This is a genomic window from Hymenobacter armeniacus, from assembly GCF_014699055.1.
Taxonomy (GTDB): Bacteria; Bacteroidota; Bacteroidia; order Cytophagales; family Hymenobacteraceae; genus Hymenobacter; species Hymenobacter armeniacus.
In genome coordinates this window covers 325630-345384 of the sequence record NZ_JACXAC010000005.1, presented here as the reverse complement: position 1 = coordinate 345384, position 19755 = coordinate 325630, and the positions used below count along the sequence as shown (strand labels likewise).

The 19755-nt window shown below is 64.9% G+C and carries 18 protein-coding genes and 1 tRNA gene; 9 read left to right on the top strand and 10 right to left on the bottom strand.

Annotated features, from left to right (window positions below):
* Positions 1–185 precede the first annotated feature (185 nt).
* Positions 186–1106, bottom strand: coding sequence for a DMT family transporter (locus IC234_RS16180; RefSeq protein WP_223827721.1), 921 nt, complete (start codon positions 1104–1106; stop codon positions 186–188).
* A 119-nt stretch (positions 1107–1225) separates the two neighbouring features.
* Here IC234_RS16180 and IC234_RS16175 point away from each other — a divergent pair, with 119 nt between their 5' ends.
* Complete coding sequence (locus tag IC234_RS16175; protein ID WP_190926579.1) at positions 1226–1732, top strand: regulatory protein RecX; 507 nt, start codon at positions 1226–1228, stop codon at positions 1730–1732.
* 124 nt (positions 1733–1856) lie between these two features.
* Here IC234_RS16175 and IC234_RS16170 read toward each other — a convergent pair whose 3' ends face one another.
* Positions 1857–2492, bottom strand: coding sequence for a DUF4230 domain-containing protein (locus tag IC234_RS16170; protein WP_190926577.1), 636 nt, complete (start codon positions 2490–2492; stop codon positions 1857–1859).
* Between the two features lie 64 nt (positions 2493–2556).
* Between IC234_RS16170 and IC234_RS16165 the strand changes: the two genes are divergently transcribed.
* The gene (locus IC234_RS16165) at positions 2557–3777 is read left to right on the top strand and encodes a hypothetical protein (protein WP_190926575.1); all 1221 of its coding nucleotides are present in this window, start codon (positions 2557–2559) and stop codon (positions 3775–3777) included.
* 53 nt (positions 3778–3830) lie between these two features.
* Here the strand turns inward: IC234_RS16165 and IC234_RS16160 are convergent, their stop codons facing one another.
* The 4 genes from IC234_RS16160 to IC234_RS16145 form a co-directional block, all read right to left on the bottom strand.
* Complete coding sequence (locus tag IC234_RS16160) at positions 3831–4751, bottom strand: 1-aminocyclopropane-1-carboxylate deaminase/D-cysteine desulfhydrase (protein WP_190926572.1); 921 nt, start codon at positions 4749–4751, stop codon at positions 3831–3833.
* 79 nt (positions 4752–4830) lie between these two features.
* Positions 4831–7365 carry a YfhO family protein gene (locus IC234_RS16155; RefSeq protein WP_190926570.1) on the bottom strand — a complete coding sequence of 845 codons (2535 nt, stop codon included), beginning with the start codon at positions 7363–7365 and terminating at the stop codon, positions 4831–4833.
* A 159-nt stretch (positions 7366–7524) separates the two neighbouring features.
* Positions 7525–7782 carry a DUF4834 family protein gene (locus IC234_RS16150; protein ID WP_190926568.1) on the bottom strand — a complete coding sequence of 86 codons (258 nt, stop codon included), beginning with the start codon at positions 7780–7782 and terminating at the stop codon, positions 7525–7527.
* Between the two features lie 94 nt (positions 7783–7876).
* Entirely contained in the window at positions 7877–8314 is a 438-nt protein-coding gene (locus IC234_RS16145; protein WP_190926566.1) for a hypothetical protein, read from the bottom strand.
* A gap of 138 nt (positions 8315–8452) precedes the next feature.
* On the opposite strand from IC234_RS16145, the gene IC234_RS16140 reads away from it, so the two are divergent.
* From IC234_RS16140 to IC234_RS16115, 6 genes are all read left to right on the top strand, one after another.
* Positions 8453–8525 (top strand) — tRNA-Thr (locus tag IC234_RS16140).
* Between the two features lie 183 nt (positions 8526–8708).
* Positions 8709–10055, top strand: coding sequence for a sigma-54-dependent transcriptional regulator (locus IC234_RS16135; RefSeq protein ID WP_190926564.1), 1347 nt, complete (start codon positions 8709–8711; stop codon positions 10053–10055).
* Between the two features lie 197 nt (positions 10056–10252).
* Complete coding sequence (locus IC234_RS16130; RefSeq protein ID WP_190926562.1) at positions 10253–12025, top strand: HAMP domain-containing sensor histidine kinase; 1773 nt, start codon at positions 10253–10255, stop codon at positions 12023–12025.
* A 24-nt stretch (positions 12026–12049) separates the two neighbouring features.
* Positions 12050–14083 carry a KUP/HAK/KT family potassium transporter gene (locus IC234_RS16125; protein ID WP_190926559.1) on the top strand — a complete coding sequence of 678 codons (2034 nt, stop codon included), beginning with the start codon at positions 12050–12052 and terminating at the stop codon, positions 14081–14083.
* A 51-nt stretch (positions 14084–14134) separates the two neighbouring features.
* Entirely contained in the window at positions 14135–15538 is a 1404-nt protein-coding gene (locus IC234_RS16120; protein WP_190926557.1) for an outer membrane beta-barrel protein, read from the top strand.
* The gene (locus IC234_RS16115; RefSeq protein WP_190926555.1) at positions 15539–16015 is read left to right on the top strand and encodes a hypothetical protein; all 477 of its coding nucleotides are present in this window, start codon (positions 15539–15541) and stop codon (positions 16013–16015) included.
* Here the strand turns inward: IC234_RS16115 and IC234_RS16110 are convergent, their stop codons facing one another.
* Positions 16016–16717 (bottom strand): GAF domain-containing protein, encoded by a 702-nt coding sequence (locus tag IC234_RS16110; RefSeq protein ID WP_190926553.1) that lies wholly within the window; start codon positions 16715–16717, stop codon positions 16016–16018. It abuts the gene before it with no gap.
* Positions 16718–17018: 301 nt separating this feature from the next.
* Here IC234_RS16110 and IC234_RS16105 point away from each other — a divergent pair, with 301 nt between their 5' ends.
* Positions 17019–17591: an RNA polymerase sigma factor gene (locus tag IC234_RS16105; RefSeq protein ID WP_190926551.1), complete on the top strand. Its 573-nt coding sequence runs from the start codon at positions 17019–17021 to the stop codon at positions 17589–17591.
* Positions 17592–17618: 27 nt separating this feature from the next.
* On the opposite strand, the gene IC234_RS16100 is transcribed toward IC234_RS16105, so the two are convergent.
* Genes IC234_RS16100 through IC234_RS16090 form a run of 3 tightly spaced genes read right to left on the bottom strand, consistent with a single transcriptional unit; the run spans position 17619 to position 19662 of the window.
* The gene (locus IC234_RS16100) at positions 17619–18392 is read right to left on the bottom strand and encodes a geranylgeranylglyceryl/heptaprenylglyceryl phosphate synthase (RefSeq protein ID WP_190926549.1); all 774 of its coding nucleotides are present in this window, start codon (positions 18390–18392) and stop codon (positions 17619–17621) included.
* On the bottom strand, positions 18364–19278 hold the full coding sequence (locus tag IC234_RS16095) for a hypothetical protein (protein WP_190926547.1): 915 nt from the start codon (positions 19276–19278) through the stop codon (positions 18364–18366). The genes IC234_RS16100 and IC234_RS16095 overlap by 29 nt, the downstream gene beginning before the upstream one ends.
* A 6-nt stretch (positions 19279–19284) precedes the next feature.
* Positions 19285–19662, bottom strand: coding sequence for a phage holin family protein (locus IC234_RS16090; RefSeq protein ID WP_190926545.1), 378 nt, complete (start codon positions 19660–19662; stop codon positions 19285–19287).
* Between the last annotated feature and the right edge of the window lie 93 nt (positions 19663–19755).

The following is a 19755-nucleotide window of genomic DNA, read 5'->3' as shown; positions in this document are numbered from 1 at the left end:
CGGCAAGAAAGCGCAAGGCAGTCGGAAACATAAACGCAGCAGAAAGCAGAAGTGTAGGCCAGCCCAAGGTACGGCCCCGCTTTCTGTGATGCCAGCCGCGCCGCAGAGGTTGCCTTGCGGGGCACCGGGGGCAGGGCTTTTATGTTCGGCAGCGGCCGCGCTGGGTTCCGGCACCGGGCGCGGCCTCAGGCCGCCACCTCCTCGGCCGGCGCCGGCACGGCTGCGGGTGCGCTGCGCCGGCCCGTGTACCAGGCATTGAGCCCCACCCCTGCCAGCACCAGCCCAATGCCCGCATACGCCAAGGGCCCGAAGCTCTCGCCAAACAGCCAGCACCCCAGCGCCAACGCGTACAGAATGCCCAGGTAATTGAGCGGCGCCACCCGGCCGAGGCGCTCCAGCTGGTAGGCGCGCGTCATGGCCACCTGGGCGGCCTGGGTGAAGGCCCCGCAGGCCAGCAGCCAGAGCCAGTCGAGCCCCTGCGGCGTGCGCCACTGAAACAGGCAGGCCACCGCCGTGAGCGGCAGCGAAATCAGGGGCAGGTAGAACACGATGACCACCGGATGCTCGCGCCCCCGCAAGGTGCGGATGGCGTTGTAGCTCAGGCCCGATATCACGGCGCTGAGCACGCCCACGGCCAGGTATACCCAATTGCTGCCCGCGGCCACCGCGGCGCGACCGGCCGCGGCCGGGCTGCCCTGCCCCACCAGCAGCACCCCGCCAAAGCTCAGCCCGAAAAACAGCCATTGCCAGGGCCGCACGGGCTCGCGCACCAGCCAGATGCCCAGCACGGCCGTGCAAATGGGGGCCAGGTACTGCACCGTGACGGCCGTGGCCAGCGGCAGGTGCTGCAACGACGCGAAGTAGCACATGAGGGCCAGCGCGCCCGTGCTGCCCCGGCTGATGAGCAAGGCGCGGCTGTGGCCAAACGGCGCCACGCCCAACCGCCGCAGCGCCGCGTAGCTGGCCACGATGGAAAAGAGCGAGCGAAAGAAAATGATTTCGAGCGCCGGCAGGTGGTGCAACTGCTTCACGCAGGCGTTCATGCCCGCAAACAGCACGGTGCTCAGCAGCATGAGCCGCACGCCGGGAGAAAGGTTACTAGTCAATGAAACGACGGGAAGCGCGACGCGTGGGAAACGAACTTTGCGGAAGGATGTTAGGTAAAAACCTGCGGGCCCGGCCGAGAAGCCTCGCGCCGCTACCTGCTAACTGTTCACCGGTATTCATGTTCAAAAACCCCGACAAAGCGCCCAAGCAATACACGCCCGGCGAAGCCCTGCAAAAAATCGCCGCCTTTTGCGCCTACCAGGAGCGCACCCAGAAAGAGGTGGAGCAGAAGCTGCGCTCCTACGGCCTCGACGAGGACGAAGCCGGCGAAATCATCATTCGCTTGGGCCGCGAAAAGCTGCTGGACGAAGAGCGGTTTGCCCAGGCTTTCGTGCGTGGCCACTACCGCCAGAAGAAGTGGGGCCGCCGCCGCATTATGCAGGAGCTCAAGCAGAAAGGCATCAGCGAGTACTGCATCAAGTCGGGCATGAAGGAGATTGACGGCGAGGAGTATTACCAGAACCTGGTCGAGGTGTTGGAGAAGAAAGACCGCCAGGAAAAGGAGAAAAACCCGCGCGTGCGCCGCATGAAAATCTCGCAGTACCTCACGGGCAAAGGCTACGAGCAGGACCTGATAAAAATCGCGCTCGATGACTTGGGCAAAACGCCGGAGGACGACGAGTAAGGTTTGTCTAGGTCATGCTGAGCGCAGCCGAAGCTTCTCTACCGTGTAAGTAATCATTTACTATAGCACGCGAGATGCTTCGGCTGCGCTCAGCATGACCGTTCTTTTTTCTTCCGGCTCACCCCTACTGTTTCGGGCCCGATTTGGGCAGCACCATCTGTTGGCCCAGTATCACGCGGCGGCCGGTGAGGGTGCGCAGCATGGGCACCAGAATCTGCTCGGCGTTGCGCTGGGTTTGGGCCAGAATGCCCGACTGCAGGGCGGCGTTGCGCACCTGGGCTTCGGCGTATTTGTAGCCTTCGTCCACCAGCTCAGCATCCTGGAAAAGGCCGTTTTCGGTGCTGAAGACGCGGCTTTGGTTGTGGTTGATTTGGAAAGTGCACAGCTCCGGCGCGGGCAGGGCCACGCGCACCACCGAGTCGCCTTCGAGCACCACGTCCTGGGGCTTGAGCTTGCGCAGGTCGATGCAGCCCACGGCCTCGCCGCCCACCACCAGGGCCACTTTCGACTCGGGCAAAAACCGGTAGGCCTTGCGCCGGTACTCCACCACGTCCTTGAAGCGGTAGCGCACCAGCTCCAGCCGGCCCAGGGCTTCCACCTGCGTGAGGACGGTGTTGTGCGTCACGGTGATGCGCGGCTCGTCGGCCGCCAGCGGGTTGAGGCCGGCCAGGGTGGGGCCCACTTTTTTCCAGAGAAACCAGCCCAGCGCCACCAGAAACAGCAGCGGCAGCAGGCGGCGAAACAGTCGGATAAGGTTCATATGCGGGTAAGTACGGCTGGGCTTCGGCGGCGTTGGGCGGAAGCGCGGGCTAGCTTTGCGGCCAATGCGCGCATTTTGGTTTTTTCGTCTGCTGGGCCAGCGCCTCGGCCGGCAGCACCAGGGGCTGCTGGCGGCGCTGTGGGTGCTGGTGCAGGTACGCTTCCTGCTGCAGTTCCGCGGCCCCCACTTCGCCAACGACAGCGGCCGCTACCTCTCCTACGCCGCCAACATCGCCGAGCGGTTTTATTTCGAGCCCGGCCACAACCTCCGCTACGTGCTCTACCCCTTGTTCGAGAGCCTGTGGCTGCGGCTGGGCCTGGGCTGGTGGGGCATTGTAGCGAGCCAGCTGCTGGTGTCGGCGCTGGCCACGCGGGCCGTGTACCAGGGCACGCGCCGCCTGGCCGGGGGCCGCTGGGGCGCTGCGGCACTGGCCACTTTTCTGTTCATTGCCTGGCCCGACATTCAGCAGTTCAACGTTTTTCTGCTCACCGAGTCGCTGTTCATTAGCCTGGTGGCGCTGTCGTTTGGCGCTTTCACGCGCCTGCAGCACGGCGGCCCACGCCACTGGCTCGGCTTTTTCCTGCTGCTCACGCTCACGGCACTGGCCCGGCCCAACGGCTTCCTGGTGGCCCTGGCCGCCGGGCTGGCCGGCCTCGACGCTCTGCGCCGGCGCCCCGACCACCGGGCCTGGCGCGCTGCCCTGCTGGGCCTGGTGCTGCTGTCGCCGCTGCTGTGGCGGGCCCTCAACCACCAGCTGGCCACCTACTACCTCATGGACACCTACCAGCGCGGCGAGCTGATTTTCCGTTCCCCGCTCTGGGCCGTGCACCAGGCCGCGCCCCTGCAAATGCCCCCGCCCGGTACCGGGCCGGCCATGCGGGTGCTCTACTTCGCCGTCCACAACCCCTTGTACCTGGGGCGCTTGATGCTGGGCAAGCTGTTTGTGTTCGTGAGCTACCTCAAGCCGCACTACTCGCTGGCGCACCGGGTGCTGGGGGTGCTGGTGCTGTGGCCCGGCTACTGGCTGGCCGCCCGCGCCACCCGCCGGGCCCACATCTGGCGCCCGGCGCGGGTGTTTCTGGCCGCTGTTTTCCTGCTGCAGGCGGCCATCATCACACTCACCGTTGATGATTGGGACGTGCGCTTTCTGGCGCCGGTGCTGACGGTGGTGTTCGTGCTGGCCGCGCTGGAGCTGCAAGGCGTTTGGCAGCGCGTAGAGACGCGTATTCGCGTCTCGCCGTTGAACAACTCACATCGGACTACGCATACTGATAAGCCAGAATAACGACCTGACGGCGCGGTTCCAGTCGCTCAACGACGAAACGCGAATACGCGTCTCTACCTCGCCGCAAACCGCTCGTTCCACCCGGCCCAGGCCTGCTGGCCGCCCGTGTGAATGGCCACCACCGTGCTGCCCGGCGCGAAATTCCCGCGCGCAATCATATCGAGCACGCCAAACAGCAGCTTGCCGGTGTAGATGGGGTCGAGCAACACCCCGTGCCGCGCCTCAAACGCCCGAATGAACCCAAGCAGCTCCGCCGAGTATTTGGCGTAGCCGCCGAAATGATAGCCGGTTTCCAGCGAGTAATTGCTGAAAGCGCGGCCGCTGGCCTGCCGGGTCAGCGCATCAATCTCGTCCCGCAGAAAGCCGCCGTTTTTCAGGGCTGCCACACCCACGGCCTGTTGCTGCCCGGCCAGGCCCGTGAGCAGCCCCGCCAGGGTGCCGCCCGTGCCCACCGCCACGGCCAGCGCGTCGAAGTCGGTCTGGGCCCGAATTTCGGCCACCAGCTCGGCGCAGCCGGGCAGGGCCAGCGCGTTGGTTCCGCCTTCGGGCAGCACGTAAGCCGGGCCAAACTGTTCAAGCAATTCGGTAATGAAACCGGGTTCAGACCGGCGGCGGTAGGCGCTGCGGTCGAGGTAATATAACTCCATGCCGTCGGCGCTTGCCTGGGCCAGCGTGGGGTTGAGCACGGCAGAGCCGGCGCCAGGAGGCGGCGCATCGCCCCGCACCAGGCCAATGGTACGCAGCCCATAGAGGCACCCGGCCGTGGCCACGGCCGCCAAGTGGTTGGAATAGGCCCCGCCAAACGTCAGGAGTGTGCGGTGGCCCTGCTCACGGGCGGCCCGCAGGTTGTACTTGAGCTTGCGGGCTTTGTTGCCGGGCAGGTCCGGGTGCGCTAGGTCGTCGCGCCACAGCAGCAGGCGCACGCCGCGGGCCTGGGCCTTGGGTTCAGGTAGTTCCTGCAGCAGCTGGCTCATGGCTCGTGTTCGGTTGGCTCGAATAGAAACGGCCACGCCGCGGGCGCAGCGTGGCCGTTCCGGTTTTCAGCCGCTGAGGCTACGCCAGCGGGGCGGCGTATGCCGGAGCGGCCGCGTCGGGCTTGCGGCGGGCCACGTACACGCCCGCCCCGATGAGGGCCAGCAGCAGCACGATGCTCGACACCAGCGACACCGTGTTGCCCACGGCGTAGGACTTGGGCTCAAACTTGAACTCGATGGTGTGGTTGCCGGCCGGCACCTGCAGGGCCCGCAGCACGTAGTCGACGCGGAAGTGCGGCACCGGCTTGCCGTCGATGAAGGCCTGCCAGCCGTCGGCATAATAGATTTCGGAAAACACCACCACGCCGTCGTGGGTAGCGTTGGCGCGGTATTTCAACTCGTCGGGACTGTAGCCGGCCAGGGCAATGGTCGAGCCGGTGATGTCGTAAGTGGCGGCTTTTTGCTGCGGGAATTTGCTGGCGTCCACCACGGCTTCGGTGGCGGGGCTGAGCGTGCTCAGGGCGGCCATTTCCTCGTCGGGGCTGTTCACGGTTTTCACGCTGCTCACAAACCAGGCATTGCCCAGCGCGCCGGGGTTGCGCTGCACCGGCTGCTTGGGGTCGCCGGTGATGAGGTAGCGGGTGTTCAGCATGTTGAGCACCTGCTGGTTGTTGTTGGAAATCTGGCGCTCAATCAGGTCCTGATAGCGGCGCAGCTTGGCGCCGTGGTAGCCCCCAATGCTCTTGTGGAAGTACGAGGTCTGAGCCTCGTTGAAGGGATTTTGCACGTTGAGCACGCGGTAGCTCAGGTCGGTGTCGCGCAGGATGAGCTGGTCGGCCGGCGTGGGCTGAAACTCTTCGGCGATGGTTTCGCGCTGAAACTTGTTCTCGCCCAAGTAGCGCTTGTCCACACCCCACAGGTCGAGCAGCACCAGGGCCACCATCACCAGGGCCGCCGGCATCATGGCCAGCTTGCCTTTCAGGTAGAAATACAGCACGCCCAGCGCCGCCCCAATGAAGAGCAGGCCGCGCCACACGTCGTTGCGCAGCAGGTCGGCGCGGTCGGCGCGCAGGGCCGAGAGCAACTGCGGCGTGAAGCCCTGCTTGGTGAGCTCGCCGTCGATGGGCGCGGCAAAATCGAAGCTGAAGCTGGCCAGGTAAGCCAGCACGCAGATGCCGGCCGTGATGGCGCCGGCATACAGCACTTTCGGCAGCAGCACTGCCGTTTCCGGAGCTGCAGCGGCCGCCGCGCCGGGCGTCGCCGCGGGCACCACGGCGCGCGGCCGCAACACCCGGCTCAGCGCCAGCGCGCCCAGAATGGGCATGGCCAGCTGCGCAATTACCAGCGCCATGCTCACGGCCCGGAACTTGTTGTAGCCGGGCAGAATGTCGAAAATCAGGTAGTTAAAGGTCTCAAAGTTCTTGCCCCAAGCCAGCAGAATGGACAGCACCGTGCCAGCCAGCAGCCAGTAGCGCGTGCGCTTCTCCACCACGAACAGGCCCAGAATGAACAGGAAACACACCACCGCGCCCATGTACACCGGGCCGGCCGTGTAGCTCTGCTGCCCCCAGTAGGTCGGCATCGCGCCCAAGTATTCGGCCGGCAGCCCGGCGCGGCCGAGGTTGGAATCGGTGCCGAGCGGCATGGAGCTGGCCCCGCCGTAGAAGTTGGGAATCAGCAAGGTAATGGTTTCGCCCACGCCGTAGCTGTACTGAAAAGCGTAGTCGCGGTCGACGCCCGTGCCGCCGTCTTCGGTGGCAGCGGCCGGCGCCTGGCCGGGGGCCGTGGGGGCGGGCGTTTTCAGCTCGCTCGGGCCGCGGTTGCTGTATTTGCTGTACTCGGCGGTGGTGTAGAGGCGGCCGAAGCTCACGCCCACGGCCAGCGCTGCGCCCACCGCCAGCAGCGCGGTGCGCTTGAGGAAATCGGGCAGACGGCCTTCGCGGAAAGCGGCCACGGCTTCGATGACCGCGAAAATGGCCACCAGCAGCAGCAGGTAGTAGGTGATTTGCAGGTGGTTGACGTGCACGTTCAGCGTGAGGGCCACGGCAAACAGGGCGGCGCCCAGCCACTTATTCCGTCGGTACGTGACCAGAATGCCGCCCAGCACCAGCGGCGCGTAGGCCAGGGCCAAGCTCTTGGTGTTGTGGCCGGCGGCCAGAATGGCGAGGTTGTAGCTCGAAAAGCCCAGCGCCACGGCGCCCGCCACGGCCACCAGCGGCCGCACGCCCAGCGCCACCAGCAGAATGTAGCCGCAAAGCAGCGCCAGGAACAGGTTGGCCACCACGGCGGGCAGGCCCAGCGTCAGGGCCGTTTGCAGGTAGCCCGACCAGTCGCCCGGAAAGTGCAGGCTGACCAGGTAGGTGGGCATGCCCGAAAACATGGAATTCGTCCACAGAGCTTCCCTGCCCATGGTTTTGGCGTATTGCTGGGCCTCGTGGGCACCGCCCTGAAACTGGGTGATGTCGTGCTGGGCCAGGGTCTTGCCCTCGAACACAATGGGCGAGAAGTACACGCAGGCCAGCAGGGCGAAAAACATCACCGCCAGCACGTGCGGCAAAGCCCGCTGCCACCACGGCGCGGACGAAACAGAAGAAGCAGAAGCAACAACAGCCATCAGGGCAAGTTTGAGGGAACACAAAAACGTGCCCGAAGGTACAGCACAACCCCGCGAAGGCCGCTCGCGCGAGGTTTCGCAAAGTGAAAAGAGGTTTCGCGAGGTTGACGTTGATCAAACCTCGCGAAACCTCTTTTCACCTTGCGAAACCTCGCGCGCCTACTTTACTTCTTCAAAGTCAACGTATTCGCCGCCCTTGAACTCGTTTGGCTTCGGCTTGGCCGCCGTGGGCGGCACGTAATCGACGTGAATCTGGCCGGGCTCCCGGTCTTGGCGCGGCGCGGCCTGCGGGGGCACCACGAAGCCGCCGTTGCGCATCTGCTTGCGCACAAAGCTGTTCAGCGCCCAGCGCAGCACAATGGGCAGCACGTAGCGCACCGCGAAAAAAATGAGAATGAAAATGAGCCAGAAGCGCATAATAGCTGAGGATGGTGAGGCCGTCGCAAAGTACGGGCAACGCTGGCTGACGCGCCAGCGCCGCCTTTGCTTTATCCCAACGCCCGGGCGGCGGCTAACGTTTCCGCAGCGCCTGCGCCACGGCCCCGGCCACCAGGCCACCCACGGTGTACCAGGCCACGGTCATGGCCCGGGTTTGGGGCGTCCGGTTGCTGGGGCCTTCGCCCAGGCCCATGGGGCCGGGCAGCACCACGCCGCCTACGCCCGCCGCCACGCCCAGCAGCAGGCCCCGGCGCAGGGCATGCTTGCCGCTGCCTACCAAGGTGTAGTATAGGCCATTGCTGAGGATATCGCCGGCCATGGTGAGGTCGAAGAGGGTGTCGCGGTCGGGCTGGGGCGCGTCGGCTTTGCGCAGCAGCTTGCGCAGGCCGCGCATGCCCAGCACGTCCATGCGCGGGGCGTCTTCGGGGCGCAGGCGGCGCACGGTTTCGTGCAGGGCGGTGAGGGCGAGGGCGCCGGCAAAGCCGGCGGCGAGCGAAGGCAGGGGTTTCATATGGCGTGGGCAAGGAGGCTGCGTTTCAAACGCGGCGTCGGCGGCGGGGTTTCTAAATTTTTCTGGGGCGGCGGTTGCGCGGCTTCCGGCGCGCTGCCTATCTTTGCACTCCCTTCCAAAACCGTTGGCCGGGAACAAGCCGATTTAGCTCAGTTGGTAGAGCAGCTCATTCGTAATGAGCAGGTCGTTGGTTCGAGTCCAATAATCGGCTCACACATGCACACCCGGAAAACCGCTTCTCATGTTGTGAAAGCAGTTTTTCGGGTTTTTTGCATTTAAAGCGCTGGGGGTTACGCCGCGAACCAGGGCTTTGGGCACTAGAGGCTTTGGTGGGCCGTTCGGTGCCCGCCGTTGCGCGTAATTTGCCGGCCTTTTCCGGCGCTGCCCCTCCCCCATGCCCGACGGCACCATCCTGCTCATCGACGACGAAGCCAACCTGCGGCAGGTCATCTCGCGGGTGCTTGGCTTTGAAGGGTATACCGTGCTGCAGGCTCCCGATGCCCGGCGCGGCCTCGACGCCTTGCAGCAGCACGCCGCCGACATTCTGGTGGTTCTTTGCGACGTGAAGCTGCCCGACGCTCACGGCGTGGAGCTGTTGCCCCGCCTCAAAGCCTTGGCCCCCAGCGCCGAAGTCATCCTGCTCACCGCCTACGGCACCATTGCCGACGGCGTGCAGGCCATGAAGAGCGGGGCCTTCGACTACCTCACCAAAGGCGACTCCGACGACCAGCTGCTGGTGGTGGTGGCGCGCGCGGCCGACAAAGCCCGCCTGCAGCGCCGCGTGGCCGACCTCGAAAAGCAGGTGGGCGCTCAGTACAGCTTCGCCTCCATGATTGGCCCGTCGGCCGCCCTTGCGCAGGCCAAGGCCCTGGCCGAGCGCGTGGCCCCCACCGAGGCCGCGGTGCTGCTGGAAGGGCCCACCGGAAGCGGCAAAGAGCTGTTTGCCCAAGCCATTCACCACGCCAGCCCGCGGCGCGCCAAGCCCTTTGTGGCCGTGAATTGCAGCGCCTTTCCCAAGGATTTGATGGAATCGGAGCTGTTTGGGTATAAGAAAGGCGCTTTTACGGGGGCACTGGCCGACAAGAAGGGCCTGTTTGAAGAGGCGCACGGCGGCTCGTTGTTTCTGGACGAAATCGGCGAGCTCGACATCAACCTGCAAGCCAAGCTGCTGCGCGTGCTCGAAAGCCAGGAGTACACCAAGCTTGGGGCCACCACGCCCACCAAAGGCAACGTGCGCCTGGTGGCGGCTACCAACCGCAACCTGCGCCACGAGGCCGACCAGGGCCACTTCCGGGCCGATTTGTATTACCGCTTGTCGGTGTTTGTGGTGCCTGTGCCGCCGCTCAATGCCCGCCGCGACGACATTGAGCCCTTGGCCCGCCACTTCCTGCAGCTCTACGCCGCCAAGCTGCGCAAGCGCCTGCGCGGCATGGATGCCGACTTCCTGGCCCTGCTGCGCCACTACGATTGGCGCGGCAATGTGCGGGAGCTGAAAAACGTGCTGGAGCGCGCCGTCATCCTCGCCGACGAGGAACTGCTCACCCCCGACACCCTGCCCGCCGAGTTTCAGCAGGCGCCGGCGGCCGACGAGGCGCCCGATAGCCGCTCCCTGCGTGCCCTGGAAAAACGCCAGATTCGGCAGGTGCTGCACGAAACCGCCGGCAACAAGACCGAAGCCGCCCGCGTGCTGGGCATCGGCCTGAAGACCCTCTACCGCAAGCTGCAGGAATACGGCCTGTAACCGGGCCGGCGGGCGCCCTTCACCCTATCGTTTTGACCTCCCACCGTGTCAAAATGATAGGGTGCCTCCGTTTCGGGACCTTGGCATTCTTTAATCCCATCAAAATAGTTACCTGACTGACAGCACATTGCCATCTCAATACGAGTACGGTTGGCACCTTGGCTTGTGGTTGGCAAAGTCCCTTTCATCTTCTGGTCATGAACATCAAAACCAAAATCACCCTCGGATTCCTGGCCGTGCTGGCGCTGCTGCTGGCCATGGGCACCTACGCCCACTACACCGTGCAGCACCTCGACCGCAGCTCGCGCACCATCCTGCAGGACAACTTCTATTCGGTGCAGCTTGGCCAGGGCATGCTGCTGGCGCTGGACGCCGCCGAAGCGGACCCGAATGCGCCGCAGGGCTTGCCGCGTTTCCGGGAGCAGCTCCGCCGCGAGGCCGCCAACGTGACCGAGCCCGGCGAACAGCTTCTGGTCGACAGCCTGACGGCCGGCGTGGCCCGCTTTGCGGCACTGCCGGCGGCCGCCCGGCCCGCCGCCCTGGCCGGCCTGCGCCGCCTCACCCACGGCGTGGTGCAGCTCAACATGCAGGCCCTCACCCGCAAAAATGAACAGGCCAACCACACCGCCGTCTGGGCCGGGCGCTACCTGCTGGTGTTCATCACCCTCAACCTGCTCCTGGCCCTGGGCCTAGCCCTGGGCGTGCCCGAAGCGGCCGTGGGCGGCCTGCGCAAGCTCTCGGCCAGCATCGAGCACGCGGCGCAGGGCAATTTCGCGGCCACCATTCCCGTCGAAAGCCGCGACGAGTTTGGGCAGGTGGCCGAAGCTTTCAACCGCCTGCTGGTACACCTCAACGAGTTTCGCAACACCAACCTGGCGGAGGTGCTGACCGAGCGCCACCGCGTGGCCAGCATCGTCGAAACGCTCGACGAGGCGCTGCTGCTGCTCAACGAAGCCGGCGTGGTGCTGGTGGCCAACCCGCCGGCCTGCACCCTGCTGGGCCTGCCCCAGGCGCGGGTGGTGGGCCAGTCCGCCGAGCGGCTGGCCGCTCTTGCCCCCGTGATGGCCACCCTGCTGCCGCTGCTGCCGTCTTCGGGCGCCCGCCCGGCCGAGGCGCAGCCGCTCACGCTCACCCTGGGCGGCGAGGAGCGCCACTACCGCCTGCTGGTGCACCAGGCCGTGTCCTTCAACCCGGTGCGCGACCAGGTGGAGTTTGTGGGCACCATCGTGGCCCTGCACAACGTGTCGGAGTTTAAGCGGCTCGACCAAGCCAAGTCCCACTTTCTGGCCACCGTTTCGCACGAGCTCAAGACGCCGCTTTCCACCATCAATTTCCACCTCAAGCTGCTGCAGGACCAGCGCGTGGGGCCCCTCTCGCCCGAGCAGCAGGAGCTGGTGCTGGCCCTCAAGCAGGAAAGCCAGCGCCTGCTCAAGCTCACGGGCACCCTGCTCGACGTGTCCCGGCTCGAATCGGGCGCCGTGCCGCTGCACCTGCAGCCCACCGCCCCGGCCGACCTGGTGGCGGCCGCCACCGCCCCGCTGCAGCTGCAGCTGGCCCCCAAGCGCCTAACCCTCGACGTGCACGTGCCCGCCGACCTGCCCCCGGTGCGCGCCGACCTGGAAAAAACCGCCTGGGTGCTGCTCAACCTGCTGGCCAACGCCGTGCGCTACTCGCCCGAAGGTGGCCGCATTGACCTGCGCGCAGCCCCCACGCCCGACGGGCGCGCCGTGCAGGTGAGCGTGCAGGACCACGGCCCCGGCATCGCCCCCGAGCACCAGGAGCGCATCTTCCAGCGCTTTGTGCAAATGCCCGACGCCAGCGGCGCGGCCCCGCGCGACGGCAGCGGCCTGGGGCTGAGCATCTCCCGCGACTTCATCGCCAGCCAGGGCGGCCAGCTGGGCGTGAGTAGCGCGCCCGGCGCTGGCAGCACCTTCTTTTTCACGTTGCCTCTTGCCACCGGCGCGGCCTGACGGCCCGCCACCATCTTCATTTTCATGGCTTCTCCCGCACTTTCCACTTCCAGCATTCACGCCCGCCGCGTCACGGCGGCCGGGCTGCTGGTCACCCTCGGCATCATTTTCGGCGACATCGGTACCTCGCCGCTCTACGTGTTCAAATCCATCCTCGGCGACCGGCCCATCAGCGAGCTGCTGGTTTACGGCGGCGTGTCGGCCGTGTTCTGGACGCTGACGCTGCAAACCAGCGTTAAGTACATTTTGCTCACCCTCGAAGCCGACAACCACGGCGAGGGCGGCATTTTCTCGCTGTATTCGCTGGTGCGCCGCCGCGGCAAGTGGCTGCTGTGGCCGGCCATCATCGGGGCGGGCACGCTGCTGGCCGACGGCATCATCACGCCGCCCATCTCGGTGTCGTCGGCCATCGAAGGCCTGAAAATCCTCGACCCGGGCCTCACGCAAAGCACCATCATTGTGATTGTGCTGGCCATCATCACGCTGCTGTTCGGCTTTCAGCAGTTCGGCACCAAGGTGGTGGGGGCCTCGTTTGGGCCCATCATGCTGCTGTGGTTCAGCACCATTGGCACGCTGGGCTTTGTGCAGGTGCTGCACCATCCGGAGGTGCTCCGGGCCCTGAACCCCCTGTACGCCATCGAGCTGCTGACCGTGTACCCCAAGGGTTTCTGGCTGCTCGGGGCCGTGTTTCTGTGCACCACCGGGGCCGAGGCGCTGTATTCGGACCTGGGCCACTGCGGCCGCCAGAACATTCGGGTGTCGTGGCTATTCGTCAAGACGGCCCTGGTGCTGAATTACTTCGGCCAGGCGGCGTGGGCCATGCAGTTTGCGGGCAAGGCCCTGGATGGCGACCAAAACCCGTTCTTCCTCATTGCGCCGCAGTGGGCGCTGCTGCCGCTCATCCTGCTGGCCACGGCGGCCACCATCATTGCCTCGCAGGCCCTCATCTCGGGCTCCTACACGCTGATTTCGGAGGCGGTGAGTTTGAATTTCTGGCCCAAGGTGCGCATCCTGTTTCCGACGGACCAGCGCGGCCAGATTTACGTGCCCAGCATCAACTGGATGCTGTGGGCCGGCTGCGTGGCCGTGCAGCTCTGGTTCCAGACCAGCAGCAACATGGAAGCGGCCTACGGCTTCAGCATCACGGTGGCCATGCTCATGACGAGCCTGCTGCTCTCGCAGTACCTGCGCGGCGTGCGGCACTGGGCCCTGCCGGTGGTGGGCCTCATCATGCTGGTGTTTCTGACGGTGGAGCTGTCGTTCCTCATCGCCAACATCACCAAGCTCCTCAACCGGCTCGGCATCCTCGTCTTCGAGTGGGCCCTGATTCTGGGCATGTGGGTGGGCTACAAGGGCCGCCAAATCAAGAACCGCTACCTCGACATGACCGAGTGGGCCGAGCACCTGCCCATTCTGCAGGAGCTCAGCCAAGACGCCACCGTGAGCAAGTACGCCTCCAACCTGGTGTACCTCACGCGCAGCAAAAATGCCCGGCAGATTGAGTCGCGCATCCTCTACTCCATCCTGCGCAAAAAACCCAAGCGCGCCGACCGGTACTGGTTTCTGAACATCTCGCTGCTCAACGAGCCCTTCGGCATGCACTACACCCTCGAAACGCTGGTGCCCGACGTGGCCTACAAAATCAATTTCCGGCTGGGCTTCCGCGTGCAGCCGCGCATCAACCTGCTGTTTCGCCGGGTGCTGGAAGACATGGGCGCCCAGGGCGAAATCGACATCACCTCGCGCTACGCCACTTTGCAAAAGCACCATTTGCCCGGCGATTTCCGCTTCGTGGTGCTCGATAAAATCCTCAGCTACGACAACCAGCTGTCCTTCTTCGAGCGCTTCGTGCTCAACGGCTACTTCTTCTTCAACAAGCTCGCCATCAGCGACCAGCAAGCTTTCGGCCTCGACACCAGCGACGTGGTGGTCGAAAACGTGCCCCTGACCATTCAGCCCTACCGCCAGCTGGAGCTGCGGCGCGTGCCCGCCGAAAGCGCCGCCGACCCCGTGCCGGCCAGCGCCCTGGCCGCCGAGCACTTGGTATTCAAAGTGTAGCCCACCGGGTTCACCGGTTCCTGCTGCAGGCTCACCCACCCCACTTTTTTCATGAACATTCTGTTTCTGCGCCCGTGGCAAAGCGGGCTGCCCGTCGCCCTGCTGCTTGCCCTGAGCCTGCCGGCCGGCGCCCAATCGACCGAACCGACGACCCAGAAGTCGGCTCCGGCCGCTGATTCTGGCACGGCCAAAGTGCCTTTTGCGGGCCTGGACCTCACGTGGGTAAATGGCCAGAACCGCCAGCGCGATTTTCCGCTCCAGTTCAAAGACGCCGCGGGCGAGACGGTGCTGACCGGCACCGTGCTGCTCGACAGCTACTTCAACTACAATTTCGCCCGGCCCCTCGACCACACCCAAACCATTTCGGCCACCACCGGCCGGGCCCAGGAATTCTCCCTGAACCTGGCCTCGGCGGGCATCGAAACCACTTATAAGAACGTCATCGGCCGGCTCTGGGTCCAGACCGGCTCGATGCTCCACGTGGTGCAGGAAACCGATGGCTCGGTGCTGCGCGGCCGCAACACCGGCACCGGCAACCTTAAGTTCATCCGCGAGGCCGCGGCCGGGTATCATTTCAACAAAGCCTACGGGCTGAACGTGGAGCTGGGCATTTTCATGAGCTACATCGGCCTGGAAAGCTATGTGATGCAGGAAAACTGGAGCTACCAGCGCAGCCTGGTGTGCGACTTCACGCCCTTTTACTTCCAGGGCGCCCGGGTGCAGTTTTACCCCAGCCGCCGCCTCAAAACCGAGCTTTGGCTGATGAACGGCTGGCAGACTTACAACAGCTTCAACCGCCGGCCGGCGGTGGGCCAGTCCACCTACTTCCGTCCCAGCGAGAACCTGCAAGTGGCAGCCAATTTCTACTACGGCAACGACTCGCGGCCCGCGCCCGATTCCGCCGCCATTGGCGCCCGGGCCTACCCCAACGTGGTGCGCTTCCACCACGACCATTCCGTGGTGGCCCGCTACTACCACAAGCCCCGCACCGGCTCCTTGCGGGGCATCACGCAGGCCGCTTTCAGCCTGAACAACCACTACGGCTTCCAGAGCGGCGACGGGCTGCGGGCCCGCGACAATTTCATGCTCGGCTCCTCGCTGGCGCACCGGCTGTGGTTTGCCCAAAACACCCTGGCCTTCACCACCCGCGTGGGTTTCGTGAAGAACCCTTCGCGCTACCTCAGCTTCAGCCCGTCGGCGGTGGGCTTCACGGACGCCGACGCAAGCCGGCTCACGGCCAAAGAGGCCACCCTTACGCTCGATTTTATGCCTTCGGACTTTGTCACGTTTCGCGCGGAGTACTTGCACCGCTCCGCTAACGTGCCCTACTTCGCCGGGCCCGGCGGCACCACCTCGCCGTCGGGCTACGCCGACCAGCCCCTGCCCGCCGGCTGGCAGCCCGACCTGCGCACGTATGAGAACCGCGCCATTTTCTCGCTCAACGTGCGCCTGTAAGTGCCTATTCCCGCGCAAATACAAAGCTCCTGGCTACGGCTGGGCCTTCTCAACCTGGGCTGGCTCGGGGCGCTGGGCGCGCTGCTGGGCTGCTTTCCCTGGCTCCGCGCCGTGCCGGGAGCCGCTGGGCTGGGCGGGCTCTCCATCGTAACGGTGGCCGGGCTGACGCTGCGCCTTGCCGTTCGAATCAGCGTTTCCAATGGGCTGTTGGCCATTTGCTACCCCTACCGGCTGCCTCGCAAAACGTTCTTGCTCCTGGCCGAGGAAATACGCTCGTGGCAGGTGGAGCGTGGCGTTCCCACCGCGCTGCTTTTCTACGTGGATGAGCGCCGCATCCGCCTGCCCTGCTGCGGCCTGCCCCCGGCGGCCCTTGCCCACCTGAAAACCCAGCTGGAAGGCAACGCGAAAATTTGCCCTGCCGTTTGTCCGGCGTCATCGGGCCAAAACGACGGCGGCAAGCCCCAAAAACCCAAATAATTACTCTTGCAGCCCCAAGTGCAGCGTCTGCAAGCCCTGTTGCAGAAGCTCGAGCACGGCGGCCGGTGTGGGCACTGCTGCTCCATGGGGCGGCAGCAGTTCCAGGACGTGGCGGCTGAGCGCCGCCACGCCCGTGCGAAGACGGCCGCAAATCACGGCCCATTCCTCGGGTCCTAATTCCGGCGTTTCGAGGCAAAGATGTCGCACGCTCAGCGCCACGCCGAACACGTTGGCCAGGGCTTCGAGGGCTTCGGCCTCGGTTTGGCTGAAAGTGCGCGGCTGCGGGCCCATTAGGCACAGCACGCCAATGTGGTAGCCGTCGGGCATGCGCAGGGGCGCCGCGGCGTAAAACCCATTACCCCGAGCTACAGCCGCTCCAATGGCGGGCGCATCGGCCCCGGTTAGAGCCGTGGCGGCCAGGTTTTTGTAGGCCACCGCCCCCGGCGCCAGGATGGCCGACGAGCACAATGCTTGGTCGCGAGGCACCGACGGCATGCAATCCGCGCCGTGGCGCACCGGAAAAAGCACTTCGTTGGCATCGACGAGGGCCACGAAAGAGGTAGGCTGGCCAAATACCTGCGCAGCCAGTGCTACCAGCGCGTAAAAAACGTCATCGGGCGGCGTCGACAGAAAGTTGTAATGACGCAGGGACTGCAGGCGCTCGGCCTCGTAGGGAGGCACCAAAGAAGATGGAGCGGACATGAGCATAAAAGCGGGCAAGCCAATACAATAAGAAAAAGGCGTAAGCCCGGGCATTCGAAAGTTACACAACAAGTGCGGCCTCTCGCGTATTGCCTGCGTCGCTCAAATGACCGGGCCCGTTGCGCAGGAATTCCTGCTCAAAGCCAAAATATTTACAATTTTGCACTTATATTACTGAATTTCAGATGATAACGCTCAGCACATAGCCGCTGTGGCCTAACCCCGGAGTGGCCGTGCGCGTACTGAGTTGCGGTGCCGTGGCCCCCTTCCTTTCGCCTATTGCTTTCTCTACTATTTCTGAATGGCTACCCCAGTGGCACCGCTTGCGTTGCTGAACGAAACCGAGTTGGTGCGCCGCCTGCAGGCCCGCGACGAGCAGGCGCTGGCCTGCGTGCAACGGGCCTACGGCAAGCAGCTGCTCACGGTGGTGGTGCGGCTGGTGCGCGACGAAGCCCTAGCCCAGGACATTCTGCAAGAGGGAATGCTCAAAATTTGGCAGGGCATTGCCAGCTACCAGCCGGAGCGAGGACGCTTTTTTACCTGGATGGTGCGCGTGTGCTGCAATCACGCCATCGACTCCCTCCGCAATCCCCGCCATCGGTTTAACAACCGCAACCGGCCCTTGGAGGCCAGCGCTGTCTGCCAAGTGGAGGCCACGGCTACCTTCAACCCCGAGCACATTGGTTTGCGGGAGCTCACGCTGGAGCTCAAGCCCCGCCAGCGCGAGGTGATTGATTTGCTGTATTTTGGCGGCTGCACCCAAGCGGAAGCCGCTCAGCAGCTGGGCATTCCGGTGGCCACCGTGAAAACGCGCGCCCGCGCTGCGCTGGTGGCGCTCACGGTGTTGGCCCGCAGTGCTCATTACCGGCGTTAGATAGGGGTTGGCTTTCTCGGATGCGGGCTAGGCCGTGGCCACCACGCGGTTGAAAGAAGCCACTACGCCGGCCACTTCGCCCAAAAAATCGGGGTTGGCTTCGATGTGGTTGCCCACCACCACCACGTCGGCCCCGGCGGCCAGCGCGGCGTACACTTTCTCGCCCGTGTTCAGCCCGCCGCCCACGATGATGGGCGTGCTCACGGCTTCGCGCACGGCCGCAATCATGGCGGCCGAGACGGGGTGCTGGGCGCCGCTGCCCCCGTCGAGGTACATCAGCTTCAGGCCCAGCTGCTCGCCGGCCAAGGCCGTGCAGGCCGCAATGCCGGGCTTGTCGTGCGGCAGCGGCGTGGTGCCGCTCATGTACGAGGCCGTGGTTTGCCGGCCCGAGTCGACCAGCATGTAGCCGGTGGGTAGCAGTTGCAGGCCGCTGGCCCGCAGGCGCGGCGCGGCCACCACGTGCTGGCCAATGAGAAAATCGGGGTTGCGGCCCGAAATCAGCGAGAGCAGCAGCACGCCATCGGCGGGGCCGTCGAGGTGCAGGCTGTGGCTGGGAAAGAGCAGCACCGGCACGGTGGAGTGCTGCTTAATCAACGCAATGAGGGCAGCCTGGTGCTCGCTCAGCACCAGACTGCCCCCAACGAAAAAGTAATCGACCGGGTGCACCGCGCTCAAGCGTAGCAGGTGCAACAGGCTGTTTTCGTCTAAGTTATCGGGGTCGAGCAGCACGGCCAGCGCCTTGCAGCCGTGCTGCTGACGGGTCCGCAACGCATCATAAAGACTGGGAGTGGGTGGACGCATCCGGGGAATCTAGGGAGACAGACGAGGCGGCGGGGGCAAACCCCGTTTCGGCGGGCGCGTAGCCCGCCGAAGTCGCAAGGTCGGAAGTAGCGTCCGAATTTTTGGCGGACGGCAAAAACTCGCTCACCTTTTTCGACACTAGGGCCAGGGCCACGGCGGCCACCTGGCCCACCAGCACCTTGCCCGTGTCGGACTTCAGAAACGACTGCAGCACGTCGGCCACGAAGCGCGTGCGGCCGTTGGCGCGGTTGGGCGCCAGGGCGGCCGCGTCGTCGAAGGCGTGCGAGGCGGGCAGGCGGCGGCTGTCGTCGTAGGGCAGGTCCTGGAAAGGGTCGTCCTCAAATTCTTCGGGGTCGCGGAACGAGCCCTGCTGGCCGCTGGCGCTGGCATCGGTGGCCGACGGCTTGCCGCCAAAGCCCAGGTCGTCGGCCTCGTGGCTTTGCTCGGGCTCGTCCTGCTCCACAAATGCACGGGCCGAGTCGGCGGCCGACTTGCGGTAGAACTTGCTTTGGTAGCGCTTGCCGTTGCCGGCGGTGTAGTAGCCGCGGCCGGTTTCGTCCTCGGGGTCGTACGCGTCGCCGTCCCGGTCAAACTCGTGGGTATCGAAGCCGTTGTGGTAGCCGTGGCTTTCGGCGCCGCGGTAGTCGTAGTCGCCTTCTTCCTCCACGTAAGGGTTGTGCTTCTTTTTCTTTTTGCCGCCAAACGCTTTGCTGATTAGCCAGATGCCGCCGGCCAGGCCCGCGCCCACGGCCGCGATTTTGCCCACTTTCAGCGACTGGTCCTTGATGTGGTCCACGTCGCCGCGCAGGGCGCGCTCGTACTCCAGCTTTTTGCGTTCGAGAAATTCTTTTTCTTCGTCAAACAGGGGATTTTGCAGGTCACTCATAGCAGGCTAGGCTTGGCGTTTGTCGGATTTGTAAATGGTGTCTTTCATCACCTTGTTGGCAAGGCCCTGGAAGGCGGCTTTGTCGACGCCCACCAGCACCAGCACCAGCAGCACCAGGTAGAAGCCGGCCACGATGCCGAAGCCCCAGAACTCGCTGTCGAGGGCCGAGTTGAGGGCCAGCCCGGCAAACACGCTCAGAAAAATCAAAAAGAAAATGCCCAGCACGGCCAGCATCACGCCGTGAATGGTGCCCACCAGGGCCGTGGAAACTTTCTGCTGGATTTCGAGGCGCACCAGGTCGATGCGCGTGTCGAGGTAGCCGGTCAGGTTGCCAATCAGGCTGTCGTTGCGAGGGGTTTTGGAGGTGTCGTCGTCGGTGACCATACGGCGCGAAAATGGAGTGGCAAGAAAGGAAAAAGGGCGAAAAAGCTCAGCCATTCTATATAAACAGACCGGCAGATTGCGTCGGTTCTACGG